Source organism: Sphingobium sp. RS1 (assembly GCF_056156825.1).
This window is the reverse complement of sequence record NZ_JBLZXE010000002.1, coordinates 660,681-676,171: the sequence shown is the minus strand read 5'-3', so window position 1 is coordinate 676,171 and position 15,491 is coordinate 660,681. Positions and strand designations below refer to the sequence as shown.

At 60.5% G+C, this 15,491-nt stretch carries 10 protein-coding genes; 7 read left to right on the top strand and 3 right to left on the bottom strand.

Annotated elements, in window-relative coordinates; translation table 11 throughout:
* Window positions 1-28: 28 nt before the first annotated feature.
* Complete coding sequence (locus tag ACNHGR_RS04870) at window positions 29-1,909, top strand: hypothetical protein (RefSeq protein WP_475284350.1); 1,881 nt, start codon at window positions 29-31, stop codon at window positions 1,907-1,909.
* A 76-nt stretch (window positions 1,910-1,985) separates the two neighbouring features.
* Here the strand turns inward: ACNHGR_RS04870 and ACNHGR_RS04865 are convergent, their stop codons facing one another.
* Together ACNHGR_RS04865 and ACNHGR_RS04860 are read right to left on the bottom strand one after the other, a co-directional pair.
* Window positions 1,986-3,140, bottom strand: coding sequence for a tyrosine-type recombinase/integrase (locus ACNHGR_RS04865; protein ID WP_475284349.1), 1,155 nt, complete (start codon window positions 3,138-3,140; stop codon window positions 1,986-1,988).
* Entirely contained in the window at window positions 3,133-4,359 is a 1,227-nt protein-coding gene (locus tag ACNHGR_RS04860; RefSeq protein ID WP_475284348.1) for a tyrosine-type recombinase/integrase, read from the bottom strand. The genes ACNHGR_RS04865 and ACNHGR_RS04860 overlap by 8 nt, the downstream gene beginning before the upstream one ends.
* A 535-nt stretch (window positions 4,360-4,894) precedes the next feature.
* Here ACNHGR_RS04860 and ACNHGR_RS04855 point away from each other — a divergent pair.
* From ACNHGR_RS04855 to ACNHGR_RS04840, 4 genes are read left to right on the top strand one after another with little or no spacing between them, the layout of a single operon-like run.
* Window positions 4,895-5,197: a hypothetical protein gene (locus ACNHGR_RS04855; RefSeq protein ID WP_475284347.1), complete on the top strand. Its 303-nt coding sequence runs from the start codon at window positions 4,895-4,897 to the stop codon at window positions 5,195-5,197.
* On the top strand, window positions 5,194-7,200 hold the full coding sequence (locus tag ACNHGR_RS04850; RefSeq protein ID WP_475284346.1) for a type IV secretion system DNA-binding domain-containing protein: 2,007 nt from the start codon (window positions 5,194-5,196) through the stop codon (window positions 7,198-7,200). Before ACNHGR_RS04855 ends, ACNHGR_RS04850 begins: the two co-directional genes overlap by 4 nt.
* A complete protein-coding gene (gene mobF, locus ACNHGR_RS04845; RefSeq protein WP_475284345.1) occupies window positions 7,197-10,142 on the top strand; it encodes a MobF family relaxase in 2,946 nt (981 codons plus the stop codon). Before ACNHGR_RS04850 ends, mobF begins: the two co-directional genes overlap by 4 nt.
* On the top strand, window positions 10,126-10,692 hold the full coding sequence (locus tag ACNHGR_RS04840; RefSeq protein WP_475284344.1) for a lytic transglycosylase domain-containing protein: 567 nt from the start codon (window positions 10,126-10,128) through the stop codon (window positions 10,690-10,692). Before mobF ends, ACNHGR_RS04840 begins: the two co-directional genes overlap by 17 nt.
* Window positions 10,693-12,480: 1,788 nt before the next feature.
* On the opposite strand, the gene ACNHGR_RS04835 is transcribed toward ACNHGR_RS04840, so the two are convergent.
* A complete protein-coding gene (locus ACNHGR_RS04835; protein ID WP_475284343.1) occupies window positions 12,481-13,059 on the bottom strand; it encodes a GGDEF domain-containing protein in 579 nt (192 codons plus the stop codon).
* 139 nt (window positions 13,060-13,198) lie between these two features.
* Between ACNHGR_RS04835 and istA the strand changes: the two genes are divergently transcribed.
* Both istA and istB read left to right on the top strand, forming a co-directional pair.
* On the top strand, window positions 13,199-14,692 hold the full coding sequence (istA, locus tag ACNHGR_RS04830; protein ID WP_011950768.1) for an IS21 family transposase: 1,494 nt from the start codon (window positions 13,199-13,201) through the stop codon (window positions 14,690-14,692).
* Complete coding sequence (gene istB, locus ACNHGR_RS04825; protein WP_063142326.1) at window positions 14,689-15,456, top strand: IS21-like element ISSsp5 family helper ATPase IstB; 768 nt, start codon at window positions 14,689-14,691, stop codon at window positions 15,454-15,456. Before istA ends, istB begins: the two co-directional genes overlap by 4 nt.
* Window positions 15,457-15,491: the final 35 nt, after the last annotated feature.

The window sequence follows — 15,491 nt, the reverse complement described above, 5'->3', positions numbered from 1 at the left end:
CAAGCGAGGCCGCAAAGCCCTGCCTATCGTGGAAAAGCCGGTTCCCAACTCCGCCAAATGGATCGACCCGCCAGGCTTTCGCGAAGCCCTCATCCTCCATATGGGCCGTCATGCGGAAAGCTATTATCAGCTTCACAGGTCCATCATCAAGCCGGGCGAAAAGCTGGATCGCGCGACATTGAAATCCTGGGTGGATGGACGCCGCACGCCGCAAAGCGCGGCCAGCCTGGAAATTCTCACCCGCATAGAGTGCCGCTATGATCTACCTCCCGGCTATTTCCGATCGAAACTGCCCCACCCGGCGCGTGCGCCGTCCGGGATCAATATCAAAGGCGTGACCAAGGCCGAGCAGCGGCGGTTGGCGTGGCACCTGCCCGACGATTTCAACGCAAGGTCGTTGAAGCAACAGGCGGAGATTCTGGAATGGGTCCGAGAAGTCGTGATTTCGGGCGCCACCGAATATCGCCGGTTTCAGGCGCAGGCCATGAAACTGCGGTACGCGATCCGATTTCCGGCGATCACCGGCAAAAGGATTCGGGGAGTCCAAGCGAGCGAGACGGCACCCGGCATCGACGATGATATGGATCATGAGGGCGTGGTGGATGCGCCAACTCGCCTTGTGTCGGAGATGGCTGACCTCGTCAGGTTCAAGACCTCTACCCTGACCGACATAGGGTTTCAGCGAAACGGCGTATGGGGAGAGGAAACGACCAGCCAGAAGATCGAGCATTTCGGCCTCATGTTCGGCGCACTGGCCGCGTCGCCGCGTGGAGCCGTGGAGGGGTGTGGCGTGCCGCTCAGGAACATCACTTTCGCCATGCTGGTCTTCCCGAGGGTGTGGGATTGGTATGTCCAGTGGCGCGAGCGGCGACGCGGTTTCTTTACCCGCTGGGAATGCGATATGTTACGGAATGCGATGGCCCTTGTCCGGGCTGATACCGGCTGGTTGCGGCAACATCCCGAACTGGCCGATCGTCTTGTGCCGATGGAAGGCCTCATATCCACCGACGACATCGGCGCGGCGCGCGCGGACTGGCGGCAGGCTTGCGACATTTTGCACGCACATGCCAGTGCGCGCGTCCGTGAGGTGGAGCGGGTCGCGCGCATCCATCGCGACCCGTTCGAACCGATCCTGCCCATATTGGAGGCACCCAGCCCGGTTGCGGAATATCTGAAGATCGCGGAGGAAATATTGAAATTCCGCCCTGACGGGCGGCGATACCCGAGGGCTGCGGCGGAGGTTGTCCGGTCCTATCTCCTGATCCGGCTGGGCCTCCATCTTGGACTTCGGCAGAAGAATTTGCGGCAAATGATGGTCTGCCCGCGCGGACATCTGCCGCGTTCAGAGCGTCAGCTCGAAACCATGAAGCGCGGCGAAATCCGCTGGAGTGAGCGTGATCAGGGATGGGAAGTCCTTGTTCCGGCAGTCTCCTTCAAGAACGCCCATTCGTCCTTCTTCGCGGGCAAACCCTTCCGACTGCTCCTTCCCGATCTTGGCGGCCTCTATGACCATATCGACGCCTATGTGGAGAAGCATCGGGCCATCCTACTTAACGGGGCGGACGATCCCGGCACATTCTTCGTGAAGACGGTGAAAACGAACAGCCGCGATGCGTCCTATGATCAAAACACCTTCTACGAGGCATGGCGTCTGGTGGTCCAACGCTATGGCGTCTTCAATCCCTATACCGGCCGGGGCGCGATCAAGGGTCTGCTGCCGCATGGGCCGCATAATGTGCGGGATGTGCTGGCTACCCATATCCTGAAGCAGACAGGCTCATTCGAGCAGGCGAGCTATGCCATCCAGGATACGCCGGACATGGTAGCGAAGCATTACGGACGGTTCCTGCCGCAGGACAAGGCGGCGATGGCAGCCCGGATTCTCAATCAGGTGTGGGAAGCGGCATAATCGAGAAAAACGGCGCGGCCCAACTGGCCGCGCCGTCCATTCATGCGTGATTGATTATCATTTGGGCGGCGCTTGGCTACCGGGTCTGGCCGATGAGAAGTGTCCCAAGCTTTTCGCAGGTTGCCGCAAGGACATCATTCGCCAGATGAGCATAGCGTGCGGTCATTTGGACTCTGCTGTGACCGAGGAGTCGGGATGTTGTGAAAAGTGTTTCTCCCGACATCACGGCATGGCTCGCGAAGCTGTGTCGGAGATCGTGGATGCGCAATTTCGGGGGCAGGTCGGCTTCGCGGCGGACGCTGACCCAGATCGAACGGACGCCGTCATAGTGCTGGCGACCGGCCAGCGGGAATACGTGGTGAAACCCGCCAATTCCTTGTCTCTGTAGGTTCACGCGGTAGGATTTCAGGAAGCGGCGAACCGGCACGCCGAGGGGAATATCTCGCGGGCCGGTCTTGCTGTCACGCAGTCGAAGCCGATCGGGCAATATATCCTGCCATTCGAGATGGACGGCTTCGCTGACCCGGCAACCCGTCGTGGTAAGGAAGCGGAGCAGGGTGGATGCCGTGCATCCTGCCTTGATCCGTTTGTCCAGTACGCCGCCGAGCCTTGCCATCTCCTCAAAGCCGAGGAAGGTGCCGATGACCTTCCGGCGGTTCATCCTGATCCCCTTCGCGGGATTGCGCCAGCCGTCCGGCATATAGCCCCAGGCGCGCGCGCGTCCGAGCATCTGCACCAGAATTCCGAGGGCGCGATTGGCCCCGCCCGGCCTTCGCAGGCTATACCCTTCGAACCACCGGATCACATCCTGACGAGAAATGGCATCTAGTCTCTGGTGGCCGAAGGCCGGTAGCAATTCACATCCCATATAGGTGCGGTATGTGCGCAAACCCTGCGGCTTGTAGAAGGCACCGCAGCGCTGTTCATGTTCAATCTGAAACGTCGCGAAATGCGGGACAGTAGGCGTCGTTGTCGGAGCCAAAGTCTCGCCCGCGAGAACGGCACGGGCGGAGGCTCGCGCCGCTTTCACGCCTATTTCCGGGAACGAACCCAACGACCGCCGGACTGCCTTGCCGTCGATGCGCGCGCGGACGATCCAGCTTCGCGACCCGCCGGGCTGTATCCGTAGGGCAAGGCCGGGCAGGCGGGTGTCGCGCATGGCATATTCCCTTTGTCCGGGTTCCGCGCGGGCGCAGAGGGTGTCGGTCAGGGAGAGGCGCAGGTTAAGCATGGGCGGCCTCCTTCGCACAGTCTATTCCGCTTACATCGGCCTTCCGTTTGCGGGCGGGACGTTCACACCCATCGCCGCGAAGGGAGCGTTCGATGCGTCGGGACACCTTCGACGCCGAGCGCGCCAATGCATCGGTGGCAAGGTGCGCGTAGCCGATGGTGCTGTCGATGTCGTTGTGCCCGAGAAGCTGGCCGATCAGTCGCAGGTCGATGCCGTTTGATACTCCGACCGATGCGAAATGATGCCGCAGATCATGGACGCGAATATTCTCCAGGCCTGCCGCTCGCCGGATCAATGCCCATGCGTAATCGAGTACCTTCATCGGCCCATCACTCTTCGGGGCCGGGAACACAAACCGTCCCTTTACCATTTCCTTGCGGGCGGCGAGCAAGTCGCGGGCAGGGGCGTTCAGCCAGATCGTTCGGGGGCCGGTCTTGGAGTCCTCCAGGACCGCGCGGGCACCGACTATCCGGTCCCATTCGAGCGAGAGGATTTCACTGCGCCGGGCGCCGGTCAGGAACAGGAGGCGGACCGCATCGCAGGCATCGGGCATCCGATCCTGCAATCCATCGAGCGCTCTCCAAAGCCTCCGAACCGCATCGGGAGACATCATTTTGCCGCGCTTGCTATGCTGTTTCTTGCGTAGGCCACGGCAGGGGTTTGAACCCGGCTCGCGCAATCCATGATCCTCCGCGTAGAGCATCAACCCCGAAAGAGTGGACAGCGCCATGCGCACGGCGCTGCTCTTCGCGCTGATGTCCATATGCCAGCGGTTGACCTCTTCCGGGATCAGTGCGCGAACCTTATGCCCCCCGAAATGGGGCAGGATGTGGGTCGTCGTAGCCGCCCTCATGTTGCGGATTGTGCCGGGCTTCCATCGTCCGGTTTCACCCGAAGCGAGGAAGCGGGGGAATACCTCCGCTATCGTTGCATCGGGACCAAAGACGGTATCGTCCGTGGGGGTGGATCGGTCCTGCGGCCCGGCGGCAAGAAGACGGCGGGCGGCTTCCAGAGGTAGGTGTCGTGCGTCGCCAAGGGTTGTGCGGATGGATCGCGCCGCCACCCGTTCGACGCCAATCCAGGTGCGGGCACCTGAAGCGCGGAGGCGCAGGATGAGACCCTTCGCCTTGGCGTCGTAGAGCAACTTTTCTCCCCGCGCGGGGAGGGGAATGGAGAGAATATCCATCGCATCAAAATCGATCTTGGTGCCGCTGGGCATGACAATTTGGCTCCACAAATCCCGGCTCCTTGCGGGCCGGTGGAAGCGCGTCCGGGGTATGTTCCCCAGGACACGCGGGGAACTTATCGGCGGCATCGATTCGTAACGGGCATCGCTCTCAGAGAAGGGCTGTCCCCGATCTTCGTCCGGCTTTGAATTACCGTTCTGGATCAGCAGGTTGCCCGCCGCATCGAACTTTCATCTGGCGCATTCGCAAGCTCATGCGAAAGCTCAGACGCACGCCTGCAAGGCGTAATTTGTAATGCACCGTACGCACGGGTGCTGCGGGCGCGAATCGCCAGCATTTGCGCGGCTTTCCGGCCGATTACGCGTCTTCGGATCATGGCACTAATTGACGCCCCTCGGTGCGCTTTGGCTGTCGCTTTTGATGGCGTGGCGGCTAAGTGCTTGATCTGACTTGGCACCGTTTGGCTGCCGTCCCGACTACATGTAATCAATTGAGATCAGGCTGAAATTCGAATATAAGGGCTTTGCTTCATCACGATTGGCCAGGCGACGAACAGGAGTTCGGCGCTTGCCCAGAGTTACCATCAGGTTCAAGGACGCGCTCTTCGGGCGTCTTGTCGTCGGTGCGCAGGCGGCCGGCTCGACTATCCCCGACTATATCCGGGATATCCTCAACCGCTATGAAGGCATGGATGCGGCTGGCTATCATGGCCGCTTCGACGAGGTGCAGGCGACCCTCATTCAGGTCTTCACCATCCTCGCCGCATCCGTCGGCGCGCGCCGGCCGGATATCCTCGGAAGGGCGATGGAAGATGCCCGCGCTCTGCTCCTGGAACGTGGCCTTCTCGATCCCGAGGAGATGCAATCATGAGCATCTTTCGGAACGACACGCTGGGTTCCTGGACAAGGGGCGGGCAGGCCATCGTCCACAATGTTCGCATGACCACGCAGGTCTTCTTCCAGACACTGCTGGCGGGGGTCGCCATCTGGGTTGGGGGAACCATCTGGTATGTGCTTGAGAAGTCCACCGACTATCAGCGGTTTGTGGCAGCGAAGATCGCCGAGGCGACGGTCAAAAGTAACGTCCCCGGCGGCGCGCCGGTCCTCTTTCTGACCCCATCGGGTCGCCAATATTGGACGACGTCCGATGCTTTGCTCGGCTCCAGCATCGCCAAGAAGACCCTTCAGGCTATGGAGCATCATCTGGTTTACGGCGCCGCTTTGGCGGGCGCCTTCGCCCTGTTGATGCTTTTTTGGGCCTGGTTCTATTTTACCCGCACGGGGAAGGGCCTCGGCTCTAACCAATTTCTTCGTGGTGCACGATTTGGCACGGCGCGGCAGCTACGGCGGCAGTTATGGCGCAACCGGAAGGGGAGCTTTGCGATCGGCGGCGTCCCTGTGCCCGACGCCTTTGAGTCTGAGCATATCCTCATCTGTGGTGCGCCCGGTACCGGCAAGACCAACATCATCGTCAAGATGCTGGATGGCATGCGCAAGCAGGGCAAGCGGGCTATCGTCTATGATACGGCCGGCACCTTCGTCGAGAAATTCTACCGGCCCGGGCACGACATATTGCTTAATCCGCTGGACGAGCGCGCCGATTGCTGGTCGCCCTGGGTCGATGTCCCGCGTGACTATCATTATGACCAGATCGCAGAGTCCACGATCCCCGACAAAGGCGGCGATCCCTTCTGGGCCAAGGCTGCGCGCGGGACGCTGGTTGCCGTCCTTCGCAAGCTTGCCCGGTACGAGCGGACGCTGGTTTCGGCGTTGCTGGAAACGGTGCTGCGCAGCCCCCTGAAGACGCTCGCGACATTCGCCGAGGGCACCGATGCCGCCGCCTTCATCTCGATGGAAGGTGATAGAACGTCGGCCGGCATTCGCGCGGAACTGGCCTCGGTGATGCGAAGTTTCTCCTATCTGGACGATACCACCGACGGTTTTTCGATCCGGGATTGGGTTGCCAATGAGGAGGACGATAGCTGGCTCTTCATCACCGTCAAGGCGGACCAGCTTCCTTCCCTCCGCCCCCTCGTGACCGTATGGCTCGACATCGCGATCAGCGCCATCATGAGCCTGCCGCCTGATCGTAAGCGAAGGCTCTATTGCGTCATCGATGAGTTGCCAACGCTCCAGAAACTGCCGTCGCTCAGCGACTTCCTGGCCCGCGCGCGCAAATATGGCGGCTGCGGCATATTGGGGTTCCAGTCCTATCCGCAGCTTGAAGCGACCTACGGCATCCAGGATGCCGCGGCGATCACCGGCTATTGCTCGACCTGGGTGGCGCTGCGCGCCAACGACACGCCCACTGCCAAACATGTTTCAGAAAATCTGGGGCAGGTCGAACAGGTCGAGGCCAATGAGGGCATGTCCTATGGCGTCAACGACATGCGGGACGGGGTCAACCTGTCGCGAATCCAGGTGACCCGCCCGCTGGTGATGCACACCGAGGTCACCAATCTCCCCAATCTCGCAGGCTTCCTTCGGTTCGGCCGAAACCTTCCCGTCGTCCGCTTTACCGATAGCTACAACGCCCTGGCGAGCCCGCAGGCCGCTTTCGTCGAGCGGCTGGCGCCGCCTGTTCGGCTGAACCCGGAAGATGAAAGCAAGTCTCACTCGAAGCCATCAGGATCGGCACCCAAGCGGCACCGATCGAAGAAGGCGGAAGCGCCCCAACTGCCGGTCGATACGGACGAGGGTAGCATGCCCACGCAAGACGAGGTCCGTCCGGAGGTCTCACCGTCCAATCCGGTGGATGGAGAGCATGAAATTCCAGAAGGTCGACTGCCCAAGCTCTTGGGGCGCGCCAGCGGGTTCCGGTTACGGCAACATGGCCGTGCATTGGGCGACCGTAATGATGCGAGGCCGGCATGATGCATCCGCGCCGTCTGAAAGGGTCACCCGGCAACATCGCCCGCTACTACGCGATCGGTGATTATTATACGAAAGGGAATGGGGAGCGATCGTCCTGGGGTGGTGCCCTGGCGAACGACCTCGGCTTAGCAGGCGATGTCGATCCCGAGACGTTTCGCGCCCTGCTAGCCGGCAAGGTTGCGGGGCAGCAGCTCGGTCGTCACCGCGCCGACGGTATCCAGCATCATCCCGGTTGGGACTTTGCGATCAGCGCGCCCAAATCGGTTTCGGTGATGGCGCTCGCCATGGGCGACGAGCGGATCGTCCAACTCCATGAGCGATCGGTCGATGTCGCGCTCGCCTATCTGCAGGAACATGCCCAACTGCGAAGGCGGGAGGAGGGAAGCATCGTCCACAAAACGACCGGCCGATTGCTGTGGGCGCGGTTTACCGAGCATGCGAGCCGCGAACTCGATCCCCATCTCCACACCCATGTTGTCGTCCTCAATATGACCAACGGGCAGACAAGCGATCCGATGGCGAGCCTGGAAACTCGCGCCATGTATGCCGAGCAAATGACCAGCGGGCCGATTTATCGGAGTGAACTCGCCCATGGCTTGCGCGAGCTTGGCTATGAGATCGATTTCAATGCGCGCCGGGGTCTCTTCGAAATCAGGGGCGTTCCCAAGCCCTTGATCGAGGAGATGTCGCAGCGGTCCGAGCAGATCAATGAACATGCCGCCGAGCATGGTCTTGTAGGCCAGGCTGCACGCCGGCAATCTTTTTACGCGACCCGCAGCGCCAAGGTGAAGATCGGGATCGACGCCCTGCTCGATCAGTGGCGTGGGAGGCTGGGGCCCCATGAAAAGCCGCTTGAAGCCGTAAAGGAACGCGCCGCCCAAGTGGGCGAGCACCCTGTGCCCATCGACCGAGCCGATGCCGCCCGCGCTTCTCTGTTCGGGATCAAGCAGTCGGAGGGGAAGGAGGCGGTGAACCCGCTTGGTCGCCTCTATTCCACGGGGCTTGCATCCCATGTCGGTGAGGTCCGGTTCCAGGATCTGCGGACCATGATCGATGCGCATGAAGAGCGACGTAAGCTGCTGGCGACGCGAGGCCAAACGGGGGATGCGATACTGACGCGGGGTCGGACGACCCGGCGGACGGTGCGGCTGGAGCAGTCGCTCGCCATGCAGCTGGCGCTTGCGGTCGGTGACGGACGGCCTGTAGCGAGCGCCGATCGGCTGCTTCCCGTACTAGAGCGGGCGGGTCTCTCCCCGGAGCAGGAACGTGCGCTGGTGGACATGGCTACCTCGCGGGACCGGGTGACAGCCGTTCACGGTGTCGCGGGGGCGGGGAAGTCGACGCTCGTCCGTTCGCTGAAAGATGCGGCGCTGCCCGGCACTAAACTTGTCGCCCTCGCTCCGACATCATCGGCCGCCGCCGAACTGGGGGAGAAGGCGCAGATTGAGTCGCGCACCGTCGCGAGCCTTCTGGCGGGTGCCGGCTATGGGATAACCGGTAATCATGTGCTGGTCCTCGACGAAGCGGGGCAGTTGGGAAGTCGACAGGCTTTGCGGGTGCTGGAGATCAGCAGGACCACCGGCGCGCGGCTCATTCTCCTTGGTGACAACAAGCAGACCGGTGCGATCGAGCAGGGGAAGGCCTTCTGGCTCATGCAGAAGCTAGGCATGGAAACGGCTGAACTGACCGAGTCGCGCAGGCAAGAAACTGCGGCGATGCGGGACGCCGTCGCGCATGCGCGGGCAGGGGACTACGCCGCTTCGATTGGTCGGCTCGACAAGGTGTTGAGTGGTGAGGATGCCGTCACTCTCGCTGCAGGCGTGGTCGCGGAATGGACCCGTCTCAGCCCTAAAAGCCGTGCTGCGACCAACATTCTCGTTCTCGACAATGCGTCACGCCTCATCGTGAACAGCAAGATCAGGGAGGTGCTCCAGCGCGAGGGCGTCGTCGCAGCCGAGGAGACCCGCCTATCGGTCCTGACACCCGGCGGGCTGATTGACCAGGAGAAGAGGCTGGCGCGGTTCTACTCGGGCGGGCAGGTGGTGACCTTCAACCGCGATCAGCCAGGAGCGGGGCTAGGGCGGGATAGCGAATATCGGGTCGCGGGCGTGGTTCGCGACGGTCGAGGTCGACAGCTGGTCCGGTTGGTGGATGAGCAGGGACGTGTCCATCTCTGGGATCCCCGCACGGCCAAATCCTCGCAGGTCAACGTCTTCATGGATGAGAAGCGGGAGCTCAGCGAAGGCGACCGCATCCAGTGGCGCCTGGCGTCGCGCGAGCTCCAGCTCAAAAATGCGGAGCGGGGGAGGGTCGAGAGGTTAGAAGGCCCACTGGCCACGATCCGCTGGGATCGCAGCCATCGGGTTCAGACGATCGACCTCTCCTGGCACAAGACCTGGGATCATGGTTACGCCGAGACCATCTATTCAGCGCAGTCCAAGACCTGCGACAGGGTCTATGTCCTGGCGCCCATCGGATCGCCGCTGGTGACGGCGCAGAACTATTACACGGCGATCACCCGCGCCCGATACGGGGTGAAGCTCTGGACCCAGGATTCCAACAAACTGGTGGAGACGCTCGTCGAACGATCGGGTGAAAAGACGTCGGGCCTAGAAGGTCTTGGGCGCATCGAGCGCGATCATCGCGACCGAATGGCTGCACGGCAGGGACCACATCTCCAGCAACTGAAGGAGGATCACGACAGGGAGAGACGCTTGCGCAGCGATCGCCGGCTTGAGCGCGAGCTCTGGACCCGTAGCAGAAGGCCCAGAGGTGTGGCAGAGAAGCTCGCTGATCGGGCGCAACAGATTTTCGAGGCACTCGACCAGCATCTTCAATCTTTGCTGAGCGACCGTCACGGCAATCGCGACGCGATTGCGCCGGGGCACGAGCAGCGCACCCACGACAATGAAAGGGAGGGCGGCCGTGGCCTGGATCGCTGATCGACGTTGGATCAGCATCGTCGTACTGGTGCTGATGGGGGCATTACCATTCGAAGGCGCTGTAGCGGCAAGGTCGCCGGAACCCGAGGTGGCTCGGTGTATCCGGCAGGCGGCACGCGGTCAGTCCTGGCTCGAAAAGACGCTCTGGGGATTGCGCGATCAGGAAGCCGGCTGGATCGGTGCGGAAATCCTCAACAGCAACGGAAGCCATGACCTGGGGCCGCTCCAGATCAACAGCTGGTGGGTGCCGAAAATCGCGGCGCTGCTGTCCCGGCGCGAGGAGGACGTCCGGGGCTGGCTCCAATTTGATCCCTGCTTTAATGCGGAGGCGGCGCGCTGGATATTCCTTGACGCACTCGAGACGGGCGGCAGCTACTGGAAGGCGGTAGGCATCTATCATAGCCCAAACGATGTCCGCCAGCGCCGCTATACGGCACAGGTCGCCGTTCATCTGCAAAGGCGGTTCGGGGCAAATGTCTTTGGGCCGCAATCCTCAGCAAGCGTGCGTACTAACGTACTATCAAATACCCGTCGAAGTATGTCGCATTAGGTGGAGCCTAGGCGCCGATCAGCCGAAGGTAGCACCAAACGACGCCGGCAACTTAGCTGCGTCCCTGGCCGCGGTAAGTAGGGGACAGCAAAAACCTGCCAATAAACAATAACCCCGCTAGCCTTAGGGAGGCCAGCGGGGTCCATCGAAGGGAAATGTGAATGACCCCGGGGGGGGCTGTCATTCAGCATCGTCAAAACGTCATTCAAGCTGTGCGGTTCCACTAATTGGACCTTAGCGGCATATAAACTATGATTTATCGTTGCAGATATGGAACTAATCATCGTGCATTGCGTCCTTCTGTCAGTCTCCTTAAGAGATCACTGGCTGCGCCTATAGACGGCGAAGTGAGTTCTTTCCCCGATGCCGCCTCCCCCCTCCAGCAGGCTCTGCCGCTCCAATCAATGGTATAGTTCTGAAGCAAGGAAAAGCATCATTCATGATCGCCTAAGGGTCCGATTGCTACAATTCCTGATGTAGGAAGGGAGATACCTGGGGCAATTGGTAGTTAGGCGGCGGGGGAGATGACTGGTCAGCAACAGCCAATAACGGATAAAGTGGGCAGGCGAGGATTAGGCATAGATGACACAAAAGCATCAGCATCAGCATCAGTATGACCGGGACCGGTCCAGTATTTTTTTGAAGGTCGAAGCCCTTGCCCTTGCTGCTCTGATGATAGGAGCCGCTGCTAGTGGCATTTACGGAATGCTGTGACCGAGCTCACTGTCCGTACGGGCCTCGCACGAAGAAAGCCATACCATTTCGGGTTCGAATGGTGGAGTAGGATGTCTTCAATCTCGGGAATGACATAGTCATCAGCCGCCTGATACGATCTGATTGACTGCTGGTCCCAAGGCCGATGGTAGATCCGAACCGAATCGCTCGAGCAAAATGCGCTAACGCTGTTTAGTCATATCTTCGCGCTCTCGTAGATCGAGCGAATTTGCTTCGCTGGAAGTTAGGACAACGGCTAAAGCAGCGTGCTCATGGCGGCGGAAGCCAGGTTGGCGTAGGCGTCGGCTAATCGCAGATGCGCCGACCGCCCTTTATCGGAACTGCACCTGACCGCCATCTGCTTATGTTTGCGGCAGCGGCAGGAGAAATAGAAAAAATCTAACCCTGTCATACCGTTGCATCCTCTCACGTCGTTCGTCTTTTAAGACAGATTTTGGGAATGCGAGTGGCAAGTCAATTACAATTTCATTACGATATCGAACTTAACGTTAATTGTAATATAGCAATTTACAAGCTCAATTCGTCGATTGGTAATTGTTTTGAAGAACAGGATGTGCAGTATCACGTGGGTTAGTAGCCGCGAAAAGCCGATTGCTACATTGAATCCTAATCCACTTTATTGCTTGGAATTAAAAAGCCTGTATCGCAGCTTCCAAGAGAACCCGTTGAGCAACGATGGCAAAATCACCAGAATATGGCCAATATCTTCGCAATGCTGCGGAGGCCCAGCAGGCCGCGGATGAGGCGCAGCGAGACGGCGACGATCCTGCGTTTATAGCTGAGTTACTTCAACGCGCCGCCTATTTCCGAGGCCTGGCTCGGGAAGAGAGCAAGTCTGGTTTGTGATATCGGCTTAGACCGTCGTCTGTGGGGACGGTCTTTGAGCAGAACCGCAGATTTGCAAAAGCGATATAAAGTCAAAATTCAACGATGGGTGTAAACTCGCCAGATGCAGACGAGGCGCTTGCCGAAACTCTGATGAATGAAATGATTTCATTGCAAATCATTGCGCTTTTGGCGCAGCATCAGGCTTACCAAATGCGAAACCATCGTTCAGCCTTCTAGCTCTACCCGGTCAATATCACCGCTGCACAGGCCGAGTTCGTCCACCAGTTGAATTGCGACGCGGTTGCGTCCGCCCCGCTTGGCCTCATACAATGCCTCGTCCGCAACGCGATAGAGGGCATGAAAATCGGTAGCGAATGTTGATCTCGCAATGCCTATGCTCGCTGTTACCTTGCGATGCGCAATGACGTCCCCATGGTCATATCCGCCTATCTTGTGACGAAGGACCTCTGCAAACCGCATGAGTTCGACATCTCCCATTCGGGTGACCAGCATCGCAAATTCTTCGCCGCCTAATCTCGCGACAGCGCTGAACATGCCCTCATGTGGGGCAAGACAGCGGCCAATACCCTCCAGAACTTGATCGCCCGCGTCATGCCCGTAGACATCGTTGATCGATTTGAACCAGTCCACGTCGATGAGGAGCAGAGCTACCCCTTCGCTTCTACTCGGCGGCGGATTGAGAAGTGCCGCGGCCCGTTCGGTGAAGCCACGTCGATTAGGAAGCCCCGTCAAAGAATCGAGTCTCGCTAACGCCTGCGCCTGGGCTTCGGCTTGGCGCGCCATGTCACGTTCCACGCGCAGATGAGAACGGCGGAGCAATATTCGACCACGGTAGCGGCGGGATAGTCCTGCTGCGGGCGGCGTAAAAGTCGTCCACCTTGAAGCCTTTCTGCCGAGTCAGGGAGGTGTGGGGATCTACAGCGTGGAACTTTATCTTCAGGTCCGTCTGGCTTGCGCGGATGGCATGAGCCAACGGGCGGCGGCGAAGCGTTTCAATGTGTCGCGCGAAACGGTACGCAAGATGCTGTCGTTTTCATCGCCGCCGGGTTACCGGCGCCAGTCCGTACCGCAGCGCCCGAAGCTGGACGGGTTTGTGGCGATCATTGATGGATGGCTTGAGGGTGACCGCAGTGTCCCGCGCAAGCAACGCCATACGGCGAAGCGGGTATTCGACCGTTTGCGCACCGAGCATGGTTTCACCGGCGGCTATACGATCATCAAGGATTACATCCGGGAGCGCGAACAGCGCAGCCGGGAGATGTTCGTGCCGCTGGCGCACCCTGCGGGAGATGCGCAGGCCGATTTCGGGGAAGCGCTGGTGGAGATCGGCGGGGTGGAGCAGAAGGCCTACTTCTTCGCGCTCGATCTGCCGCACAGTGATGCCTGCTATGTGCGGGCCTATCCGGCGGCGGTGGCGGAGGCCTGGGTGGACGGACACGTGCATGCCTTCGCGTTTTTCGGCGCGGTACCGCGCTCGATCGTCTATGACAACGATCGCTGCCTTGTGACGAAGATCCTGCCCGACGGCACGCGGCAGCGTGCCACGCTGTTCAGCGCTTTCCTGTCACATTACGTGATCCGCGACCGCTATGCTCGCCCGGGCAAGGGGAACGAGAAAGGCAATGTGGAGGGGCTGGTAGGCTATTGCCGGCGCAACTTCATGGTGCCGATCCCGAAGTTCCCGACCTGGGAGGCGTTCAACCTGTGGCTGGAGGAGCAATGCCGCAAGCGCCAGCAGGACAAGGTGCGCGGGCAGAGCGAGACGATCGGTGAGCGGCTGCAGCGCGATCTCGCGGCCATGCAGCCTCTGCCCGCTACACCCTTCGAGGCCTGCGATCAGAAAGGCGGGCGGGTCTCCTCGCAATCCCTGGTGCGCTACAGGACCAACGATTATTCGGTTCCGGTGGCCTGGGGCCATCAGGAGGTCTGGATCAGGGCCTATGTCGATGAGGTGGTGATCGGCTGCCGCAGCGAAGTCATCGCCCGTCATCCTCGTTGCTATGCCCGCGAGGAGGTTGTCTTCGACCCGCTCCATTATCTCCCGCTGATCGAGCAGAAGATCAACGCATTCGACCAGGCTGCGCCTTTGCAGGGCTGGGACCTGCCCGAAGCGTTCACGACACTGCAGCGGTTGATGGAAGGGCGCATGCACAAACATGGCAGGCGCGAATATGTGCAGGTACTGCGCCTGCTGGAAACGTTCACCCTCGCCGATCTCCAGGCGGCGGTCGAACAGGCCATCGATCTTGGCGCCATCGGCTTCGATGCCGTCAAGCACCTCGTCCTGTGCCGGATCGAACGCGTACCGCCCAGGCTGGACCTGGACGTCTATCCCTTCCTGCCACGCACCACGGTCGAGAAGACCTTTGCCAGAGCCTATCTGAGCCTGCTCTCCGACCGGCAGGAGGCCGCATGAGCGATCAGGCCCCGGAGATCCTTCTCGCTCACCATCTCAAGGCGCTCAAGCTGCCTACGTGCCTGCGTGAGCATCACAATCTCTCGCGGCAATGTGCCGCTGAAGGCGTCGATCATATCCGCTTCCTCGCCCGCCTCGTCGAGATGGAAATGATCGACAGGGAGCGTCGCATGGTCGAGCGGCGCATCAAGGCCGCGCGCTTCCCCGCCGTCAAAAGCCTCGACAGCTTCGACTTCGCCGCCATCCCCAGGCTCAACAAGATGCAGGTGCTCGAGATGGCGCGCTGCGAGTGGATCGAGCGGCGTGAGAACGCCATCGCTCTGGGGCCATCAGGCACCGGAAAGACGCACGTAGCGTTGGGGCTCGGACTGGCAGCATGCCAGAAAGGACTGTCGGTGGGCTTCACCACCGCGGCAGCGCTGGTCAGCGAAATGATGGAGGCCCGCGACGAGCGCCGTCTTCTGCGCTTCCAGAAGCAGATGGCCGGATACAAGCTGCTCATCATCGACGAACTGGGCTTTGTGCCGCTCTCCAAGACCGGCGCCGAACTGTTGTTCGAGCTGATCTCCCAGCGTTACGAACGCGGCTCCACCTTCATCACCAGCAACCTGCCCTTCGACGAATGGACCGAAACCTTCGGATCTGAGCGTCTCACAGGCGCGCTCCTCGATCGCCTGACCCATCACGTCAGCATCCTCGAGATGAACGGCGAAAGCTATCGCCTCGCGCACAGCCGGGCCCGCAAGGCCAAAACCAGACCCTGAAAATTACACCAATGCCGGGGGGAGTGGCCCTCGGG

Bases quoted from the DNA above. Each gene is read 5' to 3' on its own strand.
- istB (WP_063142326.1), top strand. From the start codon at position 14,689: ATGAGCGATCAGGCCCCGGAGATCCTTCTCGCTCACCATCTCAAGGCG.
- ACNHGR_RS04835 (WP_475284343.1), bottom strand. From the start codon at position 13,059: ATGGCGCGCCAAGCCGAAGCCCAGGCGCAGGCGTTAGCGAGACTCGAT.
- mobF (WP_475284345.1), top strand. From the start codon at position 7,197: ATGATGCATCCGCGCCGTCTGAAAGGGTCACCCGGCAACATCGCCCGC.
- ACNHGR_RS04860 (WP_475284348.1), bottom strand. From the start codon at position 4,359: ATGCCCAGCGGCACCAAGATCGATTTTGATGCGATGGATATTCTCTCC.
- ACNHGR_RS04850 (WP_475284346.1), top strand. From the start codon at position 5,194: ATGAGCATCTTTCGGAACGACACGCTGGGTTCCTGGACAAGGGGCGGG.
- ACNHGR_RS04865 (WP_475284349.1), bottom strand. From the start codon at position 3,140: ATGCTTAACCTGCGCCTCTCCCTGACCGACACCCTCTGCGCCCGCGCG.